Origin of the sequence: Streptomyces sp. Qhu_M48 (genome assembly GCF_051305195.1) — a bacterium.
In the GTDB taxonomy this organism is placed as follows: domain Bacteria; phylum Actinomycetota; class Actinomycetes; order Streptomycetales; family Streptomycetaceae; genus Streptomyces.
Genome location: NZ_CP195432.1, coordinates 890,060 through 913,432, shown reverse-complemented (window position 1 = coordinate 913,432; position 23,373 = coordinate 890,060). Strand labels below are relative to the sequence as shown.

20 protein-coding genes and 1 tRNA gene are annotated in these 23,373 nt (G+C 74.0%); 3 read left to right on the top strand and 18 right to left on the bottom strand.

Going from position 1 to position 23,373, the window contains the following annotated elements; all coding sequences use genetic code 11:
- Positions 1-42: 42 nt before the first annotated feature.
- The 4 genes from ACRRSS_RS04440 to ACRRSS_RS04425 all read right to left on the bottom strand — a co-directional run bounded on the left by ACRRSS_RS04440 (position 43) and on the right by ACRRSS_RS04425 (position 6,629).
- Entirely contained in the window at positions 43-1,719 is a 1,677-nt protein-coding gene (locus ACRRSS_RS04440; RefSeq protein ID WP_435969904.1) for an AMP-binding protein, read from the bottom strand.
- A gap of 68 nt (positions 1,720-1,787) precedes the next feature.
- Positions 1,788-2,381: a lytic polysaccharide monooxygenase auxiliary activity family 9 protein gene (locus tag ACRRSS_RS04435; protein WP_435969903.1), complete on the bottom strand. Its 594-nt coding sequence runs from the start codon at positions 2,379-2,381 to the stop codon at positions 1,788-1,790.
- A 119-nt stretch (positions 2,382-2,500) separates the two neighbouring features.
- Positions 2,501-4,375, bottom strand: coding sequence for an SPFH domain-containing protein (locus tag ACRRSS_RS04430; protein WP_435969902.1), 1,875 nt, complete (start codon positions 4,373-4,375; stop codon positions 2,501-2,503).
- An 889-nt stretch (positions 4,376-5,264) separates the two neighbouring features.
- The gene (locus ACRRSS_RS04425) at positions 5,265-6,629 is read right to left on the bottom strand and encodes a peptidoglycan-binding protein (protein WP_435969901.1); all 1,365 of its coding nucleotides are present in this window, start codon (positions 6,627-6,629) and stop codon (positions 5,265-5,267) included.
- Between the two features lie 184 nt (positions 6,630-6,813).
- On the opposite strand from ACRRSS_RS04425, the gene ACRRSS_RS04420 reads away from it, so the two are divergent.
- Positions 6,814-6,887 (top strand) — tRNA-Lys (locus ACRRSS_RS04420).
- Between the two features lie 385 nt (positions 6,888-7,272).
- Here ACRRSS_RS04420 and ACRRSS_RS04415 read toward each other — a convergent pair.
- The 13 genes from ACRRSS_RS04415 to ACRRSS_RS04355 all read right to left on the bottom strand — a co-directional run bounded on the left by ACRRSS_RS04415 (position 7,273) and on the right by ACRRSS_RS04355 (position 20,156).
- The gene (locus ACRRSS_RS04415) at positions 7,273-7,995 is read right to left on the bottom strand and encodes a class F sortase (protein WP_435969900.1); all 723 of its coding nucleotides are present in this window, start codon (positions 7,993-7,995) and stop codon (positions 7,273-7,275) included.
- 2 nt (positions 7,996-7,997) lie between these two features.
- Positions 7,998-8,708, bottom strand: coding sequence for a PT domain-containing protein (locus ACRRSS_RS04410; RefSeq protein ID WP_435969899.1), 711 nt, complete (start codon positions 8,706-8,708; stop codon positions 7,998-8,000).
- A gap of 74 nt (positions 8,709-8,782) precedes the next feature.
- Positions 8,783-9,562, bottom strand: a complete 780-nt coding sequence (locus ACRRSS_RS04405; RefSeq protein ID WP_435969898.1) for an HAD-IIA family hydrolase — start codon at positions 9,560-9,562, stop codon at positions 8,783-8,785.
- A gap of 79 nt (positions 9,563-9,641) precedes the next feature.
- A complete protein-coding gene (locus ACRRSS_RS04400; protein WP_435969897.1) occupies positions 9,642-11,177 on the bottom strand; it encodes an alkaline phosphatase family protein in 1,536 nt (511 codons plus the stop codon).
- A 203-nt stretch (positions 11,178-11,380) separates the two neighbouring features.
- Positions 11,381-12,439, bottom strand: coding sequence for a 2-aminoethylphosphonate ABC transporter substrate-binding protein (locus ACRRSS_RS04395; protein ID WP_435969896.1), 1,059 nt, complete (start codon positions 12,437-12,439; stop codon positions 11,381-11,383).
- 30 nt (positions 12,440-12,469) lie between these two features.
- Entirely contained in the window at positions 12,470-13,267 is a 798-nt protein-coding gene (locus tag ACRRSS_RS04390) for an ABC transporter permease (protein WP_435969895.1), read from the bottom strand.
- The gene (locus ACRRSS_RS04385; protein ID WP_435969894.1) at positions 13,254-14,141 is read right to left on the bottom strand and encodes a 2-aminoethylphosphonate ABC transporter permease subunit; all 888 of its coding nucleotides are present in this window, start codon (positions 14,139-14,141) and stop codon (positions 13,254-13,256) included. Before ACRRSS_RS04385 ends, ACRRSS_RS04390 begins: the two co-directional genes overlap by 14 nt.
- Positions 14,134-15,186, bottom strand: a complete 1,053-nt coding sequence (locus ACRRSS_RS04380) for an ABC transporter ATP-binding protein (RefSeq protein ID WP_435969893.1) — start codon at positions 15,184-15,186, stop codon at positions 14,134-14,136. Before ACRRSS_RS04380 ends, ACRRSS_RS04385 begins: the two co-directional genes overlap by 8 nt.
- Positions 15,183-15,878 carry a phosphonatase-like hydrolase gene (locus ACRRSS_RS04375; protein WP_435969892.1) on the bottom strand — a complete coding sequence of 232 codons (696 nt, stop codon included), beginning with the start codon at positions 15,876-15,878 and terminating at the stop codon, positions 15,183-15,185. The genes ACRRSS_RS04380 and ACRRSS_RS04375 overlap by 4 nt, the downstream gene beginning before the upstream one ends.
- Positions 15,875-16,996, bottom strand: a complete 1,122-nt coding sequence (locus ACRRSS_RS04370) for a TIGR03364 family FAD-dependent oxidoreductase (RefSeq protein WP_435969891.1) — start codon at positions 16,994-16,996, stop codon at positions 15,875-15,877. Before ACRRSS_RS04370 ends, ACRRSS_RS04375 begins: the two co-directional genes overlap by 4 nt.
- Positions 16,997-17,132: 136 nt before the next feature.
- Positions 17,133-17,891, bottom strand: coding sequence for a GntR family transcriptional regulator (locus ACRRSS_RS04365; protein WP_435969890.1), 759 nt, complete (start codon positions 17,889-17,891; stop codon positions 17,133-17,135).
- A gap of 50 nt (positions 17,892-17,941) precedes the next feature.
- Positions 17,942-18,919, bottom strand: a complete 978-nt coding sequence (locus ACRRSS_RS04360; protein WP_435969889.1) for a hypothetical protein — start codon at positions 18,917-18,919, stop codon at positions 17,942-17,944.
- 121 nt (positions 18,920-19,040) lie between these two features.
- Positions 19,041-20,156, bottom strand: coding sequence for an ROK family transcriptional regulator (locus ACRRSS_RS04355; protein ID WP_435969888.1), 1,116 nt, complete (start codon positions 20,154-20,156; stop codon positions 19,041-19,043).
- Positions 20,157-20,212: 56 nt separating this feature from the next.
- On the opposite strand from ACRRSS_RS04355, the gene ACRRSS_RS04350 reads away from it, so the two are divergent.
- Both ACRRSS_RS04350 and ACRRSS_RS04345 read left to right on the top strand, forming a co-directional pair.
- Positions 20,213-21,316, top strand: a complete 1,104-nt coding sequence (locus ACRRSS_RS04350) for a Gfo/Idh/MocA family protein (protein WP_435969887.1) — start codon at positions 20,213-20,215, stop codon at positions 21,314-21,316.
- Positions 21,313-21,795 (top strand): heme-degrading domain-containing protein, encoded by a 483-nt coding sequence (locus tag ACRRSS_RS04345; protein ID WP_435969886.1) that lies wholly within the window; start codon positions 21,313-21,315, stop codon positions 21,793-21,795. Before ACRRSS_RS04350 ends, ACRRSS_RS04345 begins: the two co-directional genes overlap by 4 nt.
- Here ACRRSS_RS04345 and ACRRSS_RS04340 read toward each other — a convergent pair.
- Positions 21,767-23,347 (bottom strand): choice-of-anchor A family protein, encoded by a 1,581-nt coding sequence (locus ACRRSS_RS04340; RefSeq protein ID WP_435969885.1) that lies wholly within the window; start codon positions 23,345-23,347, stop codon positions 21,767-21,769. The genes ACRRSS_RS04345 and ACRRSS_RS04340 overlap by 29 nt on opposite strands.
- Between the last annotated feature and the right edge of the window lie 26 nt (positions 23,348-23,373).

Genomic DNA, 23,373 nt, shown 5'->3' with positions numbered 1-23,373 from the left:
GGTCCCGGCGCGCGGGTCGGGCCTCGGAGGTGGCGCGCGGGGCTACGCCGGACCCGGCGGTGTCGGGCTTCGGTCGTGACGCGTGTACTCCGCGCGGAGGGTGGCCGTCGCCGTGGGGGTCAGGGGTTCGTACGGGGCGGTCGGGGTGGGGCGCCACCAGACGGGGTCGGGGCAGAGGAAGGCCGCACGGCGGAGGGCCACGCGGTGGATCTTGTTCGTCGCCGTGAGGGGGAGTTCGGGCAGTACGCGGACGAAGCGCGGCGGCATCTTCGTGCCCAGGTCCGGCTGCGCGGCGAGGAAGGCCGCGAACTCCGCCGGGTCGAAGGCCGCGCCCTCCCGCAGGGCGAACGCCGCCATGACCTGGTCCCCCGCCACCGGGTCCGGTATCGCGTAGACCGCGACCCCCGCGGCCCGCTCCCAGCGGGCGAGGATGTTCTCGATCGTCGCCGCCGCCAGGTTCTCGCTGTCGACCCGCAGCCGGTCGTCCGTGCGGCCCGCGAAGTAGAGGTTGCCGTCCGCGTCCCGGTAGAAGAGGTCGCCCGTCCAGTACCAGCCGTCGCGCAGCCGGGCGGCCTCCGCCTCGGGGTTGCGCCAGTAGCCCTCGAAGGGCGAGCGGCCGCGGTTGACGAGTTCGCCGACGGCCTCGGCCGCGTTGAGGAGCCGGCCGGTGGGCGAGAAGCGGGCCGGGGCGCACTCCCGGCCGGTCTCGGGGTCGAGGACCGCCAGGTCGTCGCCGGGCGCGGCCCGTCCGATCGCCCCCGTCGGGGTGTCGGGGGTCCGCTGGATCGCCGCGCCGCCCTCGGAGGAGCCGTACCCCTCCACGAGCGGGACGCCGAAGCGTTCCCGGAAGCGGGCCGCGTCCACCGCCCCCGCCTCGGTGCCGAAGCCGAGCCGCAGCGGGTGCGCGCGGTCGTCGGGGCCGGGCGGGGTGGCGAGCAGGTACTGGACGGCCCGGCCCACGTAGGTGAAGTAGGTGGCGCCGAAGCGGCGGACGTCGGGGAGGAAGCGGGAGGCGGAGAAGCGGGCCCGGAGCGCCACCCCGGCGCCGGCGGTGAGCGCGGGCGCCCAGTCGGCGATCACCGCGTTGCCGTGGAACATCGGCATGCAGATGTAGTGGACGTCGTCCGGGCCGACCCCGAAGTGCCGGACGAGGGAGGCGCCGGCCGCCGCGAGCCGTCCCTGGCTGCAGAGCGCGGCCTTGGGCGCGCCGGTGGAGCCGGAGGTGAAGGAGAGCAGGAAGAGGCTGTCGGGGCGTACGGGGCCGAGGCGTGCGTCGCCGGGCCGGGCGTCCCCGTAGGGGGCGAGGAGCTCCCGGTAGGCGTCGGTGTCCGTGACCAGGACGCGGACGCCGGGCAGCGGGAGGCCGTCGAGGAGGGGCAGGTGGGCGCGTTGGGTGACCAGGACCCGGCAGGCGGTGTGCCGGATGTCCCGGGCGAGTTCGGCGCCGCGCCGGGTGGGGTTGATCCCGGCGACGGCGGCCCCCGTGAGGGCCGCCGCGCTGAGCCAGAGCGGGTACTCCGGTGTGTTGTCGAGCAGGACGCCGAGGTGCGGCTCGCTCCCCGGCAGGGGTGGCATCAGGTCCACGAGCAGTGCGGCCCGCGCGGCGGCGCCCGCGGCGACCTGGTGGTGGGTGAGGGTGTGGTGCTCGTCCCTCAGCCCGATCCGGTGGTCGCCCCATTGGCGCCGTACGAGTTCCGCGACGGTGTCCGCACCCCTCATGGGCCGGACTGTAACTGACGGTTCATCAGAAATGAACCGTCAGGAACGGCCACCGAACCGCGCGCCCGTCAGAACTTGACGTCCGAGCAGGCGTAGAAGGCGTTCGCGGTGTCCGCGACCGTCCACACCGCCAGGATCAGGTGGCGGCCCGACTTGCCCGCCGGGATCGTCCCGGAGTGCGAGAGGGTCGCCGGCGGCTGCTGGCTGTTGTAGGGGACGGTGAGGAACGGCTGGGGGTCGAGCGAGGCCCGGGTCAGCTTCTGACTCGGGTCCCAGCCGTTCTTGGTGATGTAGTACTTGAAGTCGGTGGTGCGGTGCCGGGCCGTGAACTGCCAGCGGAAGCTGTAGCTCTGGCCCGCCGTGAGCTGGGTGGCGGGCCACGCGCCGCCCCGGGGGTCGTCGAGCTGGGCGAACTGCGAGAGCCCGGCGGAACAGATCTTTCCGTCGGCGGGACCGGCGGAGGGGAAGCCCTTGAGGCCCTCGACCGACTGCGGCTCCCACTGGATGTTGCCGCAGTTGGTCACGGTGCCGTTGGCGCAGAGCTTCTGACGGCTGATCGGCGAGTCGGTGTAGCCGTGGCTTCCGGCGCTACCGGTGGCGAAGAGGGTGGCGCCGGCGACGCCGAGCGCCACCACCGCCGCCCCGACTGACTTATTGCGCATGCTGTCGCTCCAGGAGAACGTGGGGGAGTTCTTGGGCCGTGCTGCACGCGTGCGGGCACTGCATTTTTGGTCTGGACCAAGTACCAAGGTATGGACGGAAGTTGAACCTGTCCATCCCCTCACGCACCCTCCACAGGACCCGTCCTTCCCGTGTAGAACGCCACCGTCAGGTCCTTGACCAGCGTCTTGCGCTCGTAGTCGTCGAGCTCCACCAGACCACGACTGGTCAGCCGGTGGACCACGTCGTCCACCGCGTCCACGACGGAGGTCAGCACGCTGTCCCGGTGCTTCGCGTCGATCGCCGCGATCCGGCGCCGCCGCATCGCCGCCGCCACCTCCGGCGCGTACTCGATCCGGGTCGGCTGCGCCGAGAACACGTCCACTCCGACCGGGGCGCACTCCGCCGACAGCATCCGCGTGAGCGCCTCGCCGACCGCCTCCGCGTCCCGGAGCGTCGGAGCGTCCTCGTGGAACGCGTCCGCCGGAAGCTGCGAGAGCACCCGGGCCATCGCCGCCTCCACCTGCTCCCGCAGATAGTCCTCGTGCCCGTCGACGCCGAGCGCCGCCCGGACGGTGTCCCGCACCCGCCACACGACGAGGACGGTGACGTCGAGCGCGGTGCCCTTGGCGTCCACGGCCGACAGCGGCTCGCTGCGCCAGTGCCGGAGCCGTACGTCGACCCGGCGGCGCAGCAGGAGCGGGCTGGCCCAGAGCAGACCGGTCCGGCGGACCGTGCCGCGGTAGTCGCCGAACAGGGTCAGCACATAGGCGTAGCCGACCCGGCCCCGGCCGAGCCCGCCGAGCGCGAACAGGGTGAGCACGACACCGAGCGCGAGCAGCGCCCACTGGCCGAGATGGATGCCGTTGTACGGGCGTTCCGGCAGCCGCAGCATCCGTGTCGCCTCCGCCGGTACGGCCCCGGTCCACCAGACGACGGCCGCGCACCCGGCCAGCGCGAGGGCGCCGCCGGCCACCCCGACCCAGCCGGGCAGCACCGGCCCCGGCCGCTCGACCAGCGTGGGGTCGGCGGTGGGGACGGGGCGCGCGGCGGACGCGACCCGGCCCGTGGACGCGAGTGCGGGCGCGGGCCCGGTCCCGTCCTTGGGCCTCGGCTTCGGCTTCGCTTTCGACTTCGCCCCGCTCGCGGGGGCGGCGACCGGGGCCGACCGGACCTGGACCTTCGACGGGCCCGGGATGGCGGGCCCGTGGCCCGTCCCCGACGGAGTGGCCGCGGCCATGGCGACGGTGTCGGGGCCCCCGTCGTCGTCGCGCGGCATACGGGGCACGGCGCCCTCCGGCTCGTCCCGGAAGAGCAGGTGTACCGGGATGGAGCCGGTGGTCTCCGAGCCGATCACGTTCCTCCGCCGCGCCACCCGCACCACGGCGGCCACGGGCACGGCGACGGCGCCGACCGCGGCGCCGGTGATCCGCCCGAAGTCGGGCACGGCGTCGCCGCGCCCGGCGAGGCGGGGGGAGGCGTCGCCGCGCCCGGCGGGAGGGCCGGCCTTCGGGTCCGCGCCGGGCGGGGCGGTCACGGCGGAGGCGGGGCGGGCCGGCGGGGCGGTGACCGCGACGGGGAGGGGCGCCTCTCCCCCGGACCGCACGGTGACGGCGGAGGCCTTCGGTGAGGCCGCCCCGGCGGGCACGGGCCCGGGCCCGCCGCCCGCCGTCGCACCGGAGAGACCCGCGGACAGGACCGACCGCGTACCGGCGAGGCCGGAACCGGTGACCGGCCCGGAGGCGGGTCGGGAGCCCGACGTGACGGAGGCGGGCGGGCCCCCCGTCGCGGAGGAGGCGGCCACGGCCGACGGCGCGGCGCCGGCCAGGTGGCCCGGGGGCGCGCCGGCGGTGGGGCCGGTGGCCGGGCGGGGCCGGGCGGCCGAGGGCGCGCGGTCGGCCGTCTCCGGTCCGGCGGTCGTGGCCGAGCCGGTCGGGCGGGAGTCGGACCCGCCCGGCGCCACGCCGGAGGGCCCGGCCGGACGCACGGACGACACGCCGGAGGGGCCGATGGGCTGCCCCGGCTGCCCCGGAGACGTACCGGAGGGTCCGGCAGGGTGTCCGGGCTGCTGCCCGGCGGGCCGATCGGGTAGGGCTGCCGACACATCGGCGGAGGCGGGGGCGGTGGCGGTGGCGGTGGCTTCACTCCCGCCCGTGCCCGAGGCGGGTGATGCCGGGGCCCCGTCGCGCGACGGCCCGGCCTCCCCGACCCCCGGGGCGGGCGCCGACACCGCGGCCGACCCTGCCGCACCATCCGACGTCGCCACCGGGGTGCCGCGCCCGGCCGGGGCCGGCGACCCGCCCCACACGGGCGCGGACGCCACGCCCGAGGCCGGGGTCACGTTCGACGTGCCACCCCCGACCGGGGCCACCGCGCCCCCGGCGAGTACCGGCGCCTCGCTCGACACGGACACCCCGCCCGGGACCGACGCGCCGTCCGACGCAGAGGCCGGGGTCGAGACCGAGGTCGGCGCGCCACCGCCGACGGGGACCGACGCCCCTCCCACGGCCGCTGCTGACGCTCCGTCCGTAGCCGGGACACCGCTCGGCGCGCCGCCCTGGACGGGGGCGGATGCCCCGCTCGGAGCGAGCCCCCACGCTCCGTCCGAAGGGGGCGCCTGGCTTGGCGTCCCACCCGCGACCGGGGCCGGCGCACCGCCCTCCGTCGGCGTCCGCTCGGGGGCGCCCGGTGGCGTCGTGGCGGCGCCGGCGTCCGCCGTCGTGTCCCGGCGGGTCGGCGGGGCTCCCTGGGGAGGTGACGTGCGCGGGAGCGTGCCGTCCGTCAGGCGTCTCGCCGTGCGGGCCGCGTCACGTGAGGCCGCCGCGCCGGAGTCCGCGGGGTTCGGGGTCGATGCCGTCATTCGGGTCCACCTCATGCTCTCGGGGTCATCGGAACAAGCGCCGCCAGGTCTCCGGGCCCGGGTAGCCGTCGGCCGCTGCGCCGCGCCAGCCCTGTGCCCGCTGGAACGCCTCGACGTTGCGGCGGTCCGCCTCCGTCCAGCGCGGACCGGGTCCCGACAGGTAGTGCTTGCCGAAGCCCCGCTTCACCAGTTGTTTGCCCAGCTTCTCCACATATGCGTTGGATTGGCCCGGACGGAAGACGCCACGCCCGGGGAACCCCGACGCATTCGCGCTCGACCCGCTCGAACCACTCGAACCGCCGATGTCCTTGCCCGTGCCGGTGACGAGGAGCTTCCACGTCTGCGCGCCGGGCAGGCCGTCCGCCTCCTTGCCCTTCCAGCCCTGCGCGAGCTGGAACGCCCGGGTCGCGCGGCGGTCCGCCTCGCCCCACGTCGGACCGGGGCCCCGGCTGTAGTACTTCTTGCCGCCGCGGTCGACGAGGAGCCTGCCGAGCTGGGTGACGTACGCGTTGTTCGCGCCGGTCCCGAACATCGCCACGCCCGGGTACGGGGTCGCCGTGGGCGTCGCCCCGGCGCCGGTCCCTCCGGTGCCGCTCACCACGGCCTTGTAGCGGTAGGCCACGTACCGGTCGGAGTTCTCCCAGTACGCCAGGGGTGTCGACTGCTTGCGCGTGCGCGGCTTGGTCTGCTCGTAGGCGACATAGGAGGTGTGGGTGTAGTCGGTCCAGCCACCGAAGATCGTGACGTGCGAGCCGCGCGTCGGGTCGGCCGGGTTGTGGAAGAGCAGGATGTCGCCGGGCTGGAGCTGGGTGCGGTCGACGCGGTCGGCGAAGCGGTCGAGGCTGCCGGTCCACTCGTTGCTGCGCAGGTTCCAGGCCATCGAGATGAAGCCGGAGCAGTCCTGGCGGTAGCCGTCCGACCAGTACTTCTCCATGGAGTACGGGACCCGCGCGGTCACCCACAGCTTGGCGCGGTTGATGATCTCGGCCCGGGTCGTCCTCCGCAGGGCGCCGATCGAGATCTGACTGGTCGTCGGAGTCGCGGCCGGGGAGGGGTCCGCGCCGGGTCCCGGCGCGCCGTGCAGCGGCTCCCGTCCGCCCTGCGGGGTGTCGGCCCCCGTCCCGGTGTCCCGCGGCGGCCCTTCCGTCAGGTCCGCCGGGGTGAGCGGTCCCGGCGGCGGGGGGAAGGCCGTCGCCACCGCTCCCCCGCCCCCGCCCAGGACCACACCCGCCGCCGTCACCAGGACCAGGGCACGGCGGGCGCCGTGCGCGGCGGGGTGGCCGCCGGCCCGGACGGGCACGCCAAGCGCGAGGTCACGCCGCTGCCGGGCGCACCCCGGGCAGCCGCAGTCGGCCGCGGGCTCGAACTCCTCGAAGACCGGCACGCTCATGCGATTCCCCTCCACACTCGTCAAGATCTTTTGACCCTTGGTTTTGGGCGTCAGTGTCTCAACTGTCTGGACAAATCGCATTTTGACGGATCGACGGCCTGATACGACCATCCGACAGGCCGGTGGTGACCGGTATTGGTCGGGAGCACACCCGCACGTCAGGTAGAGTTCTCTCTGTCAGCAGGCGCCGCTAGCTCAGTTGGTTAGAGCAGCTGACTCTTAATCAGCGGGTCCGGGGTTCGAGTCCCTGGCGGCGCACGCAGAGTCAAGACCCCCTCACCGATGGTGAGGGGGTCTTGGTCGTCTTCCGGCCGTTTTCGCGTGAACCACCTTGTGTCGTGGGCGAGTTCCTCTGCGTAACGCGTCGAACCACTCCCCCGCCCCGGACGGGGCCTCTACAGTGTCGGGAACCCCGACCTCCCGCGGCGGCACCGGGCTCCTCCCGCGCCCGCGAGCCCCGCGGTCGAGGACCGGCCCGGTCGGCGGCGGCCCGGGACACCCCCCGCCCCGCCGACCGAGGACCGGTCCGACGCGGCCCGACGCGCCGACCCGACGCGGTTCGGCTCGGCTCGGTTCGGCTCGGCTCGGTTCGGCGCGGCTCGGCTCGGTTCTGTGCGGTTCGGTTCGGCTCGGTTCTGTGCGGTCAGGGCCGGAGCCGGGGTGCGGACACTGCCGCCGCCGTGCCGGTGCCGGTGCCGGGGCTCGCGTCCGCGTCCGTCAGGTACGCCGAGACGACCACGTTCGCCGTGTACGTACCGGCCGCGCGGTCGAAGGTGCCGCCGCAGGTGATCAGGCGGAGCTCGGCGCGGCGGGGTTCGCGGGCGCCGTAGACCCGGCGGGCGTCGAAGTGTTCCCGGGGGTAGACCTGGACGTCGTCGACCGTGAACTCGGCGACCGATCCGTCCGTTCGGGTGACGCGGACCTTGGCGCCGGGGCGGGCGGCGCTGAGGCCGTAGAAGACCGCCGGCCGGGTGTCGGTGTCGACGTGGCCGACGAGGAGGGCCGGGCCCGCCGCGCCCGGTTCGGTGCCGGCCCCGAACCAGCCGACCGTGTGCGGCATCTCGTAGGGCGGCGGGTCGATCGCGCCCGTGGCGTCCAGGCCGCGCGCCACGACGGGCGCGGTGATGCCGAGGGAGGGGATCTCCACCCGCCGGGGTTCGACGGGTGCGAGCGGCTCCCGGGCGGGGGGCAGCGCCACGCCGGGCGGGCGGCCGACCGCGGCGATGTCGCCGATGGTCGGCGCGGAGCTGCCCTCGGGGCCCTCGGCGACCTCGCGGCCCCAGAGCCAGAGCCCGGAGAGCAGCAGCGCCCAGGCCACGCCGGTGACGAGTCGCCCGTTGCCCGCGGGGCGGGATCCGGACGACACCGTCACTCCGAGCCCGAGCCCGAGCCCGTACCCGAGCCCGTGCCCGTACCGGAGTCGGCGGGGCGGCGGCGGGAGCTGCGGAAGGCGACGGCCACGGCGGCGATGGCGGCCATGCCGAGGCCGAGCAGGGTGTACGGGGTGCCGAGGCCGGTCTCGCTGGTCGTCTGGGCGACGCCGGGGGCGGCCGGGGCGGCGAAGGCGGCGGCGCCGCCCCCACCGGCGCGGACCGGGGCGACCGGGCTGGCGTGGTGGGTGGGCCGGTGGGTCGGCTCGTAGGTGGGCCGGTGGGTCGGCTCGTGGGTCGGCCGGTGGGTGGGCCGGTGGGTCGGCTCGTGGGTGGGCCGGTGGGTCGGCTTCTCGCGCTGGACGCGCACGGTGCCGACATCCCGGTGGTCGTGGCCGTCGCAGGTCACGCTGACCTTGTACGTGCCGGTCTCGAGTCCCGATCTGATGGTGGTGTCGCCGTACAGCGGGGCGTGCCCGCCGTCCCGGCCGGTGAGCTCCGCGTCGGCGACGAACGCCCGGGACTTGGCGGCACCGGTGGTGCCCTTGCAGCCCTGCACGCGGACGTCGATGTCGGCGCCGGGCGAGGCGGTGGACGGGGTGACGGTGACCTTCACCCCGTCGTGGGCGTACGCGCCGCCGGCCGCGGGTGCCAGTACCAGCACCAGGGCCGCCCCTGCGGCACGGAGAGCAATGGAACCTGAACGCATCGTGACCTCCTGATACTGGCAGGGTCACCCGGATCGGGGCTTCTCGCATCCGCAGGGATCGGAGCGGGGTGCCGCTACACGCGGTCGACGATGTCCGCGATCGACTGGACGATCTTGGAGGGGCGGAACGGGAAGCGGTCGATCTCCGCCTGCGACGTCAGCCCGGTCAGCACCAGGAAGGTCTGCATGCCCGCCTCCAGACCGGCCAGGATGTCGGTGTCCATCCGGTCGCCGATCATGGCGCTCGACTCGGAGTGGGCACCGATCGCGTTGAGGCCGGTGCGCATCATGAGCGGGTTCGGCTTGCCCGCGAAGTACGGCTCCTTGCCGGTGGCCTTCGTGATGAGCGCGGCGACCGAACCGGTGGCCGGGAGCGGGCCCTCCAGGGAGGGGCCGGTCTCGTCGGGGTTGGTGCAGATGAAGCGGGCGCCGGCGTTGATGAGGCGTACGGCCTTGGTCATCGCCTCGAAGGAGTACGTACGGGTCTCGCCGAGCACCACGTAGTCCGGGGCGTGGTCGGTGAGGACGTAGCCGATGTCGTGCAGCGCGGTGGTGAGACCGGCCTCGCCGATGACGTACGCGGTGCCGCCGGGGCGCTGGTCGTCGAGGAACTTGGCGGTGGCGAGGGCCGAGGTCCAGATGTTCTCGACGGGGACCTCGAGGCCCATCCGGAAGAGGCGGGCGTGCAGGTCGCGGGCCGTGTACATCGAGTTGTTGGTGAGGACCAGGAAGGGCTTCCCGGTCTCCCGCAGCTTCTTGATGAACGCGTCGGCGCCGGGGATCGGCACGCCCTCGTGGATGAGGACGCCGTCCATGTCGGTCAGCCAGGATTCGATCGGCTTGCGCTCTGCCATGGGTGCGGGACTCCTGCCGTACAAACGTGCGGTGTGCTGGGGGCGCCGCGACAGCACTGTGGCGACGCCCCCAGCCTAATCAGGAAGCCGTGACCTTGACCCCGTCGATGGTCCAGTACCAGTTGTTGGAGCCGGTGTAGCGGAAGCGGAAGCTCACGCTGGAGGCACCGGCGGGGACGTTCACGGTGAGCGACTGGGGCTGCGAGACGACGTCGGAGGTGTAGTTCTTCACGACGGTCGGGGTGCCGCCGTTGAAGACGGCCTGGACCTGGGCGGTCTGGCTGCCCTCCTGGCGGTAGAAGGTGGTGAAGTCCAGGGTGACCCGGCTCTTCCCGGAGACGCCGTACGCGGGGGTGACCAGAGTCGAGTCGTACGTGCCCGAGAAGGCCTTGTCGGCCCACTCGTCGGAGTCGGCGACGGCGAAGACGCCCCGGGCGCGCACGTTGAGCTCACGGGACTGGTCGCGCTGGGAGCGGGACCAGAACTCGTCGGTGGCGAAGGACCAGCCGCGCCACTCGGTCATGCCGCCGGTACCCATGGCGTTGTTGATGACGGACCAGCCGCTGGGCGCGGTGTGGGTGAAGCCGAGGACCCCGGCGGGGATGCCGGTCTCGTCGACGCGGCCGGTCAGCGACCCGTACAGGCTGTCGAAGGGGTCGGTGGAGCGCTCCTGGATCGGCTTGCCGTCGAGGCCCCAGGAGGCGGCGGGGACGATGCCGAGCTGGTGGAAGACCGTGGCGGCGACGTCGACGAGCCGGGTGTCGATGGGGCGGGCGCCGGCGGCGATGCCGGGGCCCTGGGCGAGGACGAAGGTGCGCCGCTCCTCGATGGCGGAGCCGCCGTGGCCGCCGCCGTCGGTGTGGCCGTGGTCGGTGGTGACGATGACCGTCCAGCGCTCGGTGGCGTAGGCGGGGCGGGCCTTGATCGCGGTGAGCAGGCGGCCGAGGTAGCCGTCCTGGACGTCGATGGCGTCGAGGTACCTGCTGTGGGCTGCGCCGTGGTTGTGGCCGATCTCGTCGGTCTCGCCGAAGTAGACGAAGAGGACGTCGGGGTTCTGGTTGCGCAGGATGTCCTCGGTGATGTCCGTGATCACGAGGTCGTTGACGACGTAGTTGTTGTTGTAGACGAGCTTGGCGTCGGCGCCGGGGGTGACGGTGCCGTGGGTGTCGAGCTCGGGCCAGTCGACGGCGGCGAAGAGCGAGAGTTCGGGGCGGACCTGGTGCAGTCGGGCGAGGAAGCCGGGGTACTGGCCGTAGTTCTTGCCGGTGAAGGTGTTGTCCCTGACGCCGTGCTTGTCGGGCCAGACGCCGGTGGAGATCGTGGACCAGCCGGGGCCGGAGGAGGTCGCGGCCATCGGGTTGGCGTAGAGCAGGGAGCGGCCGAAGGTGCCGCCGGCCATCAGGGACTTGAGGGTCGGGGCCTTGGCGGCGTCGATCCGGTCGTACCGCAGGCCGTCCATGCCGACGACGAGCACCTTGTCCTTGCTGGTGCCGTTCGGGAGCGTGGGCGAGGCCGCGAGGGCGGCGGGGGCGGTGGCGATTCCGGTGGCGGCGACGGCCGCGGTGGCACCGGCGGCGGCGAGCACGGTGCGGCGGGAGATGCCGTTGATCGGCATGTCGGAGTCCTCCGTCAGAGGGGATGGGGTGGGGACGCACGCCAACGCCCCTGATTCCTCAGGGGCGTTGGTCCGTACCCGTTATCCTTCCGCGATGTGCGGAGGGCTTCCAGGGTCGTACGGTGAACTCTTGGTGCCGATCGTCCGGGCGACCTCCGATCGACCTCCGGTCGGCGGCAGGTCGGCGGCCGGTCGGCCGGAGGTCAGCTGCCGGTGGCGGACTTCCAGGCGTCCACGTACGTCTTGAGGTTCTTGTCGATGTCGGCCCAGTCCGGCTCGAAGATCTCGACGCCTTCGAGGAGCTTGGCGAGTTCGATGGCGTTGGCGTCGGTGGCCTTGACGTCCTTGCGGGCCGGGAAGCCGCCGCCGATCGCGCTGACCTCGCGCTGCGCGCCCTCGCTCAGCATGAAGTCGAGGAGCTTCTTGCCGTTCTCGGTGTGCGGGGCCTTGTCCACCAGGCCGGCCGCGTACGGCAGGGCGAAGGTGGTCGGCTTCCCCGATCCCCTGGCCGGGAACCAGATGCCGAGGTTCGGCATGGACTTGGACTGGGCGAAGTTCATCTGCACGTCGCCGTTGGCGACGAGGAGTTCGCCCTTGTCCACCTTGGGGGCGAGCTTGGAGGTGGAGGAGGACGGGCCGACGTTGTTGGCCTGCAGCTTCCTCAGGTACTCCAGGGCCGGCTCCTGGCCGCCGAAGTCGTGCACGGCCTTGATGAGGACGGCGGTGCCGTCGCCCGCGACGCCCGGGGTGGAGTACTGGAGCCGGTCCTTGTACTTCGCGTCGAGCAGCTCCTCCCAGCTCTTCGGGGCCCGGGGAAGCTCCTTCTTGTTGTGGATGAAGCCGAAGTAGTTGTTGACGACGGAGGTCCAGGTGCCGTCGCTCGCCTTGTCGCCGCCGCCGACCTGGTCGGCGCCCCGCGGCGCGTACTTCTGGAGCAGCCCCTTGGAGCCGGCCTGCTGGATGAAGGGCGGCAGGGTCACGATGACGTCGGCCTGGGTGTTGCTCTTCTCGCGGAGGGCGCGCTGCACCATCTCCCCGGAGCCGCCCTCGACGTACTTGACCTTGATGCCGGTCTTCTTCTCGAAGTCGGCGAAGACCTTGTCGTACCAGCCGTCGCCCGCCTCGCCCTTGAGGCCGTCGGCGCTGTAGACGGTGACGATCTTCTCGTCGGAGGCGGCGGAGGAGCCGCCGCAGGCGGTGAGGGTGGAGGCGAGGGCGAGGGCGCCGGTGACGGCGGCGATCGGCTTGGCGTACGTGCGCATAACGTCGTTCTCTCCTGACATCGGGCGGGACTAGCGGAACGAGGCCTTGGTGCGGATACGGGACACGGCGAGGAGGGCCAGCAGGGTCGCGGCCATGAGGACCACGGCGAGCGCCGAGCCGGTGAAGAGGGAGCCGCGGTCGGTGGCGGTGAAGATGAGCACCGGAAGGGGCATCCAGTCCGGCGGGTAGAGCATCATCGTGGCGCTCAGCTCGCCCATGGACAGGGCGAAGCAGAGCCCCGCGGCGGCGTTCAGGGACGGCAGCAGGAGCGGGAGCCGCACCCGGAGCAGGACGTACGAGGGGCGGGCGCCGAGGCTGGCCGCCGCCTGCTCGTACATCGGGTCGAGCCGCCGGATCGCGGCCGAGACCGACTGGTGGGCGAAGGCCGTGACGAGGACGGTGTGCGCCAGGATCACGATCCAGCGGGTGCCGTTGAGGAGGACCGGCGGCTGCGAGAAGGCGACGAGGACGGCCAGGCCGACGACCACGGACGGCACGGCGACCGGCAGCATGAACAGGGCGTCGAGGATCCTGCGGCCCCGCTTGCCCATCGCCGCCGAGGCGAGCGCCGCCCAGGTGCCGACGGTCAGGGCGATCAGGCTCGCGGTGACGGCGGTGACCAGGCTGGTGGTGAGGGCCTGGAGGGACTCGCCGCGCACGGCCGCCGCGTAGTGCGCGGTGGTCGGCCCGGAGGGGAAGGCGCCGGACCAGTGCGTGGAGAACGAGGCGGCGACGATGACGAGGAGGGGCAGGGCGAAGAGCGGGACGAAGAGGACGGCGAACCCGGCCCACGCCGCCCACCTGCCCGTACGGCTATGCACCAGCACGGCGGCTCACCCCCCGGTAGAGGACGTAGAGGCCCACGGAGAGCGCGACGTTGACGACGGCGACGACACAGGCGGCGGCGTAGTCGGATTCGAGGATCGCCTTGCCGTAGACGAGCATCGGGAGGGTCGTGACGCCCTTGGCGCCGGTGAAGAGGACGATCCCGAACTCGTTGAGGCACATGACGAGGACGAGGCTGCCGCCGGCGGCGAGCGCGGGCAGCGCCTCGGGCAGGATCACCTGCCGGACGATCCGCAGCGGCCGGGCGCCGAGCGAGGAGGCCACCTCCAGCTGGGCCGTCTCCATCTGCGAGAAGGCGGCGAGCAGGGGGCGCATCACGAACGGGGTGAAGTACGTGATCTCGGCGAGGAGCACGCCCCACGGGGTGGTGAGGAACCGGAAGGGGCCCGAGGGGTCCCCGGTGACGTCGGTCCAGACGCCGTTGGCCATGCCGACCGTGCCGTAGAGGAAGAGCAGGGCGAGGGTGATGAGGAAGGACGGGAAGGAGAGGAAGACGTCGATGAACTTCGCCACCGCCTTCCCGCCGGGGAAGGGCACGAACGCGATGACGACCGCGAGGACGAAGCCGAGGACGAGACAGCCCGCGGTGGAGGCGAGGGCCAGCCACACGGTGGTGACGAGGGCCTCGCGGAAGGACGCGGAGGCGAAGACGCCGGCGTACGCGCCGGGGGCCAGGGACTCCTGGACGACGAGCGCGAGCGGGTAGAGGAAGACGACGGCGAGCACGGCGACCGGCGGCAGGGCCCAGACCCAGACGGGGACCGTACGAGGCGCGGCGGGCGGACGCCCCGCGGGGGCGGGCACGGCCTCCGCCAGCGGCGCCCGTTCCCCGAGCGCGCCCGTGCGGCTAGCCATCCGACACCCCCGCCCCGAGCAGCACGGCGTCCTCGGGGGCGAAGTGGAGCGTGACCTCGGCCCCGAGCGGCGGCGTCTCCCGCAGCTCCCGGACGTCCGCCTTCACCCGGTGCCCGCCCACCTCCACGTACAGCCGGTGGGTGGAGCCCCGCCACTGGACCTCGGTAATGCGGCCCCGCAGCGCGTTCGGCCCGTCGCCGAGTCCGACCAGGTGCGGCCGGACGCAGAGGGTGGCGCCCGCGCCGGGGGCCGCGCCGTCGGTGGCGACCGCCAGCGCGGTCCCCTCGAAGGCGACGCCGTCCGTGCCCACCGTCACCGGCAGCAGGTTGGCGTTGCCGACGAACGAGGCCGTGAACTCCGTGCGCGGCCTGCGGTACAGGTCCTGCGGGGTGCCGCAGTCCTGGAGCCGGGCCTGGTCCATGACGGCGATCCGGTCCGCGAGGGTGAGCGCCTCGACCTGGTCGTGGGTGACGTACAGGATCGACACGTCCGGCAGCTCGCGGTGGAGCCTGGCCAGTTCGGCGAGCATCCCGGAGCGCAGCTGGGCGTCGAGCGCGGAGAGCGGCTCGTCGAGCAGGAGCACCTGGGGCCGGATGGCGAGCGCGCGGGCGATGGCGACGCGCTGCTGCTGTCCGCCGGAGAGCTCCCGGGGGTACCGGTGGGCGTAGGCCGCCATGCCGGTCATCTCCAGGGCCTCGGCGACCCGGCCGGGGATCTCGGCCTTCGGCACCTTGCGGGCCTTCAGGCCGAAGGCGACGTTGGCCTCGACCCGCAGGTGCGGGAAGAGGGCGTACTGCTGGACGACCATCCCGATCCCCCGCTTGTACGGCGGGAGGCCGGTGACGTCGCGGTCGCCGATGAGCACCCGCCCGGAGGCCGGCCGTACGAATCCGGCGACGGCCCTCAGCGCGGTGGTCTTGCCGGAGCCGGAGGGCCCGAGGAGGGCCATGACCTCGCCGGGCTCGACGGTCAGGTCGAGCCGGTCGAGGACGGTGGTGCCGCCGTACGCGACGGACACGGCGTCGAAGCGGATGCCGCTGGTCATGCCTCGCACTCCCGGAGCAGCGCGGGGAGTCCGGCGACGGAGGCGAGGACGCGGTCGGCGCCGTGCTCCGAGAGCGCGGCCTCGCCGTGGGCGCCGGTGAGGACGCCCGCCACGATCCCGGCGCCGGAGCGGACGCCGCTGAGCATGTCGTACGAGGTGTCGCCCGCGACGGCGATCCGGCGGACGTCGTCGACGGCTCCGGTACGCAGGAGGGCCGCGAGGACCATGTCGGGGTACGGGCGGCCCCGGCCGCCGGCGTCGGCCGGGCAGAGGGTGAGGGCGACGAGGTCGCGCCAGCCGAGGGCGTCGAGGATGGCGTCCTGGGTGACCCGGGCGAAGCCGGTGGTGAGGACGACGGTCCTGCCGTCCTCCTTCAGCTCGGCGATCGCCTCGGCCGCGCCGGGGATCGGTGCGATCAGGCCGGCGGCGACGAGCTCTCCGTACGCCTCCTCGAAGGCGGCGTTGGCCTGCCGGGCGCGGGTCTCGTCGCCGCCGAGGAGGTGGCGGAAGACGGAGATCTTGGACTCGCCCATGGTGGCGCGGACGTAGTCGATCATCGTGGCGGGGTCTTCGCCGAGACGCTCGGCGGCGGCGGAGAACGCCTGCTCGACGAGGCCGCCGTCGGCGACGGTGGTGCCGGCCATGTCCAGGACGACGAGGTCGTGTGTGAGGTGTGCGGTCACGGTGTTCACCAGCCCAGTTCGTTCGCGGTCGTCTCGGCGATGGCGGGCGAGCAGGTCATGCCCCGGCCGCCGGGTCCGGTCACCAGCCACACGCCGTCGCGGACCCGCTGGCGGTGCACGACCCGGCTGGTGTCGACGCACTGCGCGTACACCCCGGCCCAGCGGCGCCTGATCTTCGGCAGCGGGCGCCCGAGGAAGGACTCGACGACGCGGGTGAGGTGTTCGTAGGGGTCTTCGAGGGTGTCGAAGGCGAAGGGGTGCTCGTACTCGTGGGTGTCGCCGATGGTCAGTCCGCCGTCGAGGCGCTGCACCATGAGGAGCTGCATCCGGTGGGCGGCGGCGGTCGGGTCCTGCGGCCGCGCGGCCTGGAGGGAGTCCAGCGCCTCGGAGGCGTAGGCCGGGTAGTAGCGGAAGGAGTCGGCGTCGGCGACGGAGGTGGTGAGCGCCTCGCCGAGGGGTTCGGTCTGCATCATCTGGAGCCGGACGCGGCGGACGGGTATCTCGCCGGCGATCTCGCGGACGAGGCCGGAGAGCCAGGCGCCGGTGCACAGGACGACGGCGTCGCCGGTGTGGACCTCGCCGCGGTCGTCGCGGACCGCGTTCTCCCCGACGACGTCCCGGACCTCGCGGTGCGGCAGGAAGGTGTACTTCCCGGTGGCCAGGAGGGCCTCGCGGAGGGCGAGCTGGGCGAGGCGCGGTTCGACGGCCGCGTCCCGCTCGCACCAGAGCGCCGCCTCGAACGCGCCGCGCAGGGCCGGGTTGACCGCGCGGGCCTCGGTGGCGGTGAGCAGTCTGTAGCCGCGGGCGGCGGCGTCGGGGCGGGCCACGGCGGCCTCGGCGACGGCGAGTTCCAGCTCGTCGCGTACGGGGGTGAGGGAGCCGATGGCCCGGAAGCCGACTCCGGGGACGCGGGCCCCGACGCCCTCCCAGAGTTCGCGGGCGCGCAGGGCGGTGTCCAGCTCCTCTCCGCCCGCCCGTCCGCTCACCCAGATCTGGCCGAAGTTCCGGAGGGACGCTCCGCGCGCCTCGGCCTCGCGCTCGATGTGTACGACCACGTGGCCGCGTTCCACTGCGTGCCAGGCGTGCATGGTTCCCACCACGCCGGCTCCTACGACGATCACCTTCATGCCGTCGACGGTCGTGGGGGCGGGTGACCCGGGCGGGGCCGGTGGGCGACGGGACGGTGAACGGCCCGACAAGCTTGGACCAGACCCGTTACCTTTCTGTGACCATACGAGGGTGGGCCGTGGCGGTACGGGGGGATCAGCCCCGCTGCCCCAGGTGGGCCGTGAAGCTGAAGCGGTCACCCCGGTAGAGGGTGCGGACCCGCTCCAGGGGCCGTCCCGAGGTGTCCCGGGAGACACGGTGGAGCAGCAGCATCGGGAGTGCCGGAGGGGTGCCGACGAGGAGGGCCTCGCGGGGGGTCGCGAGCACCGTCTCGATGCGCTCGTCGGCGTCGCCGAACGAGATGCCGAGGTGGTCGTGGAGGTAGGCGTAGAAGGAGGAGTCCGGGTCGAACTCGGTGTCCAGGTGCGGGGCGCGGGCCTCGGAGACGTACGTGCTCTCCAGGCCGACCCGTTCGTCGTCGGCGAGGAGCACCCGCTCCATGTGCCAGACGGTCTCGCCGCGTTCGGCCCCGACCTCGGGGGCGAGCGACTCCGGGCAGGGGAACCGGTCGAGGGAGATCAGGCTGCGGCCGGGGCGGCGGCCCTGACGGCGCACGCCCTCCGTGTAGCTGGCGAGCGAGAGGGGCTGTTCGAGCTTGGGTCCCGCGACGACCGTGCCCCGGCCCTGGCGGCGCAGCCGCCCCTCCAGGAGGAGTTCGCGCAGCGCCTGCCGCACGGTCTCGCGGGACACCTCGTACCGCACGGCGAGGTCCCGCTCGGTGGGCAGCAGCCCACCCTCCCCCAACTCGTCGACCATCACGGCGAGTTTCGCCTTGACGGCGTAGTACTTGGGCACGCGGCCGTGCTCCGGGATGCCGGAGCGGACGGGGGCACCGGGGGTGTTCTGGTAGTTCACCGGGGGATGGTCGCAGACGGGGATGAACGGGAAGGTGTACGCGACGTGGCTCAGCGGTGCCGGCGTCGGCGGCCGACCTGGACGAGGACGGCGCCGAGGACCAGGAGCGCGGCGACGAGCGGGGCGAGACGCTCGGCGCGGGACGCGGACTCCGGTCCGGTACTGGCGAGTTCGGGGCTCTGCGGGTCGGCGGTGGGATCCCCCGCCTCGGCCGGCGGGCGGGAGGCGGTCCCGGGGGGACGGGAGGGGGCGGCCGTGCCGGATGTGTCAGGTGCGCGGGACACGGCGGGGCCGGGGGGCTCCTCGGTGGCGGTGGAGGGGGAGGGGGAGGTGGGGGCGGCGGTGTCGGCGGGGCCGACGGTCAGGCGGTACTCGCCGGACTCCCCGACCCAGTCGCCGTCGGCGCCCCGCCGTTGTACGACGGCGGCGTTCACGACGACCTCGTCGGGGGCGGTCCCCGCGCGGAAGGCCAGCCGGACGGGGACGGTGAGGGTCCGGCCGGCGGGCACGGCGAAGCCGCCGAACCCGGTGAACGCACCGACGTTCTCGGCCTCTTCGGTCGCCTCGAAGGTCACCGGCAGCCAGCGCGCGGCCCCGTCGTCGTAGAACTCGAACCGGATCTGCTCGGGCCGCAGCACCCGCTCGCGGTCGGTGAGGACGAGCACGGGGTGGATACCGGAGCAGGGGGCGTCGGTGGTGTTGGTGAGGTCGAGCTTCCACTCCTGGGGAGACCCGCCGGCCGGGTAGTCGGCGGGGCCGCCGTGGATCCGGGTGTCGAGCGGAAACCCGGCGGTGGAGGGGGTGCCGCAGGTGGGGTTGGGGGGATCGGGCGCGGGGGCACGGGGGGCGAGCACCGCCTGGGCGGGTGCGGCCGGGGTGGCGGCAGGCGCCGCCGGGGCGCTCAGGGGCGTGGGCGGGGACGCGTGGACCTGGGGCGCGGCGGCCAGGTGGGCGGTCGCGGTGGCGGCAAGCGCGGCCGCCGTCGTCAGGGCACGGGTGCTGCGCGGGCGCAGAGGGGCGGATGCCATGGAGGGCCTTCGCTGTTCGCGGGCGTACGGGTCGGCCGCGACGCTGCCATCCCGGAACGGACGCGCCGGGCAGCGACACCGCCATCGCCCCCGGACGGCCCGGATGATCCGCCCGATCAGCCTATTGTCCGAAGATCGGAGCGAGGATGAGCCGGGCGGCCCCCTCCGCCACCACCTCCGGCTCCGCCACCACACCCACCGGGGCCGCGAGCCCCAGACCCGCCAGAACCTCCCGCACCCCCTCCGCGAACACCTCCGGCGCCCCGAGCACCACCCGCCCGCCGAGCAGCACCTCGTCGATGTCGAGGAGCCGCACGAGATTGGCCGCGCCCGCGCCGAGGACCCGCGCCGCGCCCCCCACATCGCCGCGCGCGACCGCCGCCAGACACAGCACCTCCAGACAGCCGCGCCCGCCGCAGTCGCACGGGGGCCCGTCGAGCTGCACGGTCTGGTGGCCGAGTTCGCCCGCGCCCGTCCTGTCCCCGCGCAGCGGCGCCCCGCCCAGGACGAGGCCCGCGCCCAGACCCGTACCGAGGTGGACGTAGGCGAAGGAGCCGGGGGCGGCGGGCCGGAGGGCGAGGCCGAGGGCGGCGGCGTTGGTGTCCTTGTCGAGGACGACGGGCAGCCCGAGGCGCGCCGCCAGCTCCTCCCGGACGGGGTGGCCCGCCCACTCCGGGAAGCCGGTCACCCGCCCCGGCACCCCCGCGCGGTGGTCCAGCGGGCCGGGCATGGCGACGCCGACGCCCAGCACGGAGGCGGTTCCCGCTCCTGGTGCGGCAGCCCCTCCGGCCGGGAGAACCGCTCCGGGTGACGGAACGCCGGTCGCCGCCTCCCGCACCTCCTCCACCACCGCGTCGAGGACCGGCCCCGCACCCGCGCCCAGGTCCAGGGCGCGCCGGCGCAGGGCGACGACCGTGCCCGCGAGGTCGGTGAGGAGCGTGGTCAGCTCGTCGCGGTCGAGGTGGACGCCGACGGCGTACCCGGCGGACGGGACCAGGCGCAGGACCGTACGCGGCTTGCCGCCGGTCGAGGCGCGGTGGCCGGCCTCGATGGCGAGGCCCTCGGCGCGGAGCCGTCCGGTGATCTTGCTGACGGCCTGCGGGGTGAGCCCGGTCCGCTCCGCCAGCTCCAGACGGCTGATGCCCGCCTCCCCCGCCGTACGCAGCAGGTCGAGCACGAGCGCCGCGTTGTGGCTGCGCAGTGCCGGCACGTTCACTCCACCCAGGTCCGTCTTCACCCGCCCATTGTCGCTGTCGCTTGCACTTTGGCAACACCGTTGCTTAAGTGGGTTCCATGACTGGCACGGACACGACCGGTACCTCCCCCCGCACTCCCCTGCGCGTCGGACTCGTCGGCTACGGCCTCGCGGGCTCCGTCTTCCACGCCCCGCTGATCGCCGCCTCCGAGGACCTCGTCCTCGCCGCCGTCACCACCGGCAACCCCGAGCGGGCCGCCGAGGCCCGCGCCGCCCACCCCGGCGTCCGGGTCGTCGCCACCCCCGAGGAGCTGTGGGAGGAAGGCGCCGACCCGCTCGACCTGATCGTCGTCGCCTCCCCCAACAAGACCCACGTCGCCCTCGCCACCGCCGCCCTGGAGGCCGGCCTCCCCGTCGTCGTCGACAAGCCGCTCGCCGGGACCGCCGCCGAGGCCCGCACCCTCGCCGCCCTCGCCGAGGAGCGGGGCCTCCTCCTCTCCGTCTTCCAGAACCGCCGCTGGGACAACGACTTCCGCACCCTGCGCCACCTCCTCGACGAGGACGCGCTCGGCGAGGTCCAGCGCTTCGAGTCCCGCTTCGAGCGCTGGCGCCCGCTCCCCAAGGGCGGCTGGCGCGAGTCCGGCGCGCCCTCGGAGATCGGCGGTCTCCTCTACGACCTGGGCAGCCACGTCGTCGACCAGGCCCTCGTCCTGTTCGGGCCGGTCGTCTCGGTGTACGCCGAGTCGGACGTGCGCCGGCCGGGCGCCGAGGCCGACGACGACACCTTCCTCGCCCTCACCCACGCGAACGGCGTCCGCTCCCACCTGTACGTGAGCGCCACCACCGCCCAGCTCGGCCCCCGCTTCCGGGTCCTCGGGCAGCGCGCGGGGTACGTGAAGTACGGGCTGGACCCGCAGGAGGCCGACCTGCGCGAGGGGCTGCGGCCCGTGCCGGGCGCGGCGTGGGGCGTGGAGCCGAGCGAGCTGTGGGGCCGGCTCGGCGCCGACGAGTCGCCGCTGACCGGCGGCGGCGCCCCGGTCGAGTCGCTGCCGGGCGACTACCCGGCGTTCTACGCGGCCGTCGCCGCCGCCCTGCGCGGCACCGGCGAGAACCCGGTCACGGCGTACGAGGCCGCGGCCGCCCTCGACGTCCTGGAGGCGGCCAGGCGGTCCGCCCGCGAGGGAATCACGGTGGCGCTGTGAGCGACCACGAGGTCCGCGACCTGGAGGCCCAGGAAGCCCGGCTGGTCCTCCCCCGGTTCACGTACGAGGACGCCTGGACGCTCGGCACCCTCCTCGTCGGGCTGGCGCGCGAGCGGGAGGCGCCGGTCGCGATCGACATCCGGCGCGGGCCGCAGCAGCTCTTCCACTGCGCGCTGCCCGGTTCCAGCGCCGACAACGACGCCTGGATCGACCGCAAGCGGCGGGTGGTCGAGCGGTACGGCGTGAGCTCGTTCCTGGTCGGAGCCCGGTTCCGGGCCAAGGGGACGACGTTCGAGGCCTCCTCGCGCCTCGACCCCGACCGGTACGCCGCCCACGGGGGCGCGTTCCCGATCGGGGTCGAGGGGGTGGGAGTGATCGGCTCGGTCACGGTCTCGGGGCTGCCGCAGGCCGAGGATCACGCCCTGGTGGTGGAGGCGTTGGAGCGACTGCTCAGCTCATACGCCGCCGGCGCCGGCTGACGATCACGAGCGCGCCGCCGCCGAGGGCGAGACCCACCGCGGTGGCGCCCATGACGATCTTTCCGGTGCCCGCGCCGGTCTCGGAGAGCTGGCCCTGGGGACCGTGGTTCCCGCCGGGGCCTCCGTAACCGCCGTCGTCGCCGTACCCGCCGTCGTCCCCGTAGCCGCCGTCGTCGCCGTACCCGCCGTCACTGCCACCGTTCGACGAGCCGCCGTTCGTGTGGCCGGAGTGCGTGGGTGTGGGGGTCGGACGGGTCGGCGTCGGGGTCGGGTCGGTCGGGGTGGGGGTCGGGTCCGTCGGGGTCGGCGTGGGATCCGTCGGGGTCGGCGTCGGGTCCGTGGGCGTCGGGGTCGGGTCCGTCGGAGTCGGAGTCGGGTCCGTCGGAGTCGGGGTCGGGTCCGTCGGGGTCGGCGTGGGATCCGTCGGGGTCGGCGTCGGGTCCGTGGGCGTCGGGGTCGGGTCCGTCGGCGTGGGGGTGGGCTCCGTGCAGGACGGGAGGTCGCCGTTGAACGGGTAGGCGTGGATCTCCTGGCCGCCGCCGCTCGCCTCGGAGGCGTGCGTCAGGTTTCCGGTGGTGAAGAAGCGGCCGTTCATGCCCGGCATCGTGATCGTCGTCGTGCTGGCCTGGTTGCCGATCAGCACGCTGCCGGCGAACTGGGCGCCGCCCTCGAACTTCACCGTCGTGGCGTCGGGGAAGTTCCACAGGACCCGCTCGCGCAGGCCGTTCGGCAGCTGGTTGATGTACGAGTCGACCGTGCGGTCGGCGCCGAGGACGTTGACCAGGACGGTGGCGTCGTCGGGGATGTTCGCGAAGGTGATGCCCTGCTGGCCCTCGTTCGCGGACTCCAGGTCGAAGTCGACGTTGAAGACCTGGAGCGCCGAGGTGCCGTCACCCGTGAACAGCGTCTCGAAGTTGTTGTTGACGGCGGTGCCGGTGGCGGTGCGGGAGGCGCCGTTCACGTACGCGTAGCACTGGCTCGCGTCGGTGAGCTGGCCGCGGAGCGCGGTGTACGGGGCGGCCGCCTCGTCGTCCTGCACCGGGGTGGGTTCGACCGTGCCGGAGAGCGCGCCCCCGTACCGTACGACTCCGCTGATCGTGCCCTCCTCGGCGAGCAGGCGCTGGCCGGTGGCGACCGTCAGGTCCTGGCCGACGGTGAGGAAGTCGGTGCCGTTCTCCGGGGGGACGCGGGAGCCGACGCCCGCGACGCCGACGTTGTAGACGCTGGAGGCGCCGGCGCGCTTGTTCATGTCGAAGCCGCCCAGGACGACGACCTTGCCCTCGGCCTCGGCTGCGGCCTCACGGACGAGGAAGTTCCCGCCGACGTAGACGTTGATGTTGTTGTCCCGGAACTCGACGGGACCGCTGCCGAGGTCGGGGTACGTGCCGGTCGGGCAGGTGCCCGGCAGGCAGGGGCCGAGGCCGCCGGGGAGCGGGTCGGCCCAGCCGTTGACGGCCAGCGCGCCGACCAGAGCGGTGGCGGAGACCGTGGAGGCGGCGATGACGGCGAGACGGCGCCGGTCGCGTCGCCGTTCGTGTGTGTTTCTTTCCATATCCGGCAATATGCAAAAAATGGTAT

Excerpts from the sequence above, each read along its gene's own strand:
- ACRRSS_RS04440 (WP_435969904.1), bottom strand. The coding sequence starts at position 1,719 with ATGAGGGGTGCGGACACCGTCGCGGAACTCGTACGGCGCCAATGGGGC.
- ACRRSS_RS04435 (WP_435969903.1), bottom strand. The coding sequence starts at position 2,381 with ATGCGCAATAAGTCAGTCGGGGCGGCGGTGGTGGCGCTCGGCGTCGCC.
- ACRRSS_RS04425 (WP_435969901.1), bottom strand. The coding sequence starts at position 6,629 with ATGAGCGTGCCGGTCTTCGAGGAGTTCGAGCCCGCGGCCGACTGCGGC.
- ACRRSS_RS04410 (WP_435969899.1), bottom strand. The coding sequence starts at position 8,708 with ATGCGTTCAGGTTCCATTGCTCTCCGTGCCGCAGGGGCGGCCCTGGTG.
- ACRRSS_RS04405 (WP_435969898.1), bottom strand. The coding sequence starts at position 9,562 with ATGGCAGAGCGCAAGCCGATCGAATCCTGGCTGACCGACATGGACGGC.
- ACRRSS_RS04400 (WP_435969897.1), bottom strand. The coding sequence starts at position 11,177 with ATGCCGATCAACGGCATCTCCCGCCGCACCGTGCTCGCCGCCGCCGGT.
- ACRRSS_RS04395 (WP_435969896.1), bottom strand. The coding sequence starts at position 12,439 with ATGCGCACGTACGCCAAGCCGATCGCCGCCGTCACCGGCGCCCTCGCC.
- ACRRSS_RS04385 (WP_435969894.1), bottom strand. The coding sequence starts at position 14,141 with ATGGCTAGCCGCACGGGCGCGCTCGGGGAACGGGCGCCGCTGGCGGAG.
- ACRRSS_RS04380 (WP_435969893.1), bottom strand. The coding sequence starts at position 15,186 with ATGACCAGCGGCATCCGCTTCGACGCCGTGTCCGTCGCGTACGGCGGC.
- ACRRSS_RS04370 (WP_435969891.1), bottom strand. The coding sequence starts at position 16,996 with ATGAAGGTGATCGTCGTAGGAGCCGGCGTGGTGGGAACCATGCACGCC.
- ACRRSS_RS04360 (WP_435969889.1), bottom strand. The coding sequence starts at position 18,919 with ATGGCATCCGCCCCTCTGCGCCCGCGCAGCACCCGTGCCCTGACGACG.
- ACRRSS_RS04350 (WP_435969887.1), top strand. The coding sequence starts at position 20,213 with ATGACTGGCACGGACACGACCGGTACCTCCCCCCGCACTCCCCTGCGC.
- ACRRSS_RS04340 (WP_435969885.1), bottom strand. The coding sequence starts at position 23,347 with ATGGAAAGAAACACACACGAACGGCGACGCGACCGGCGCCGTCTCGCC.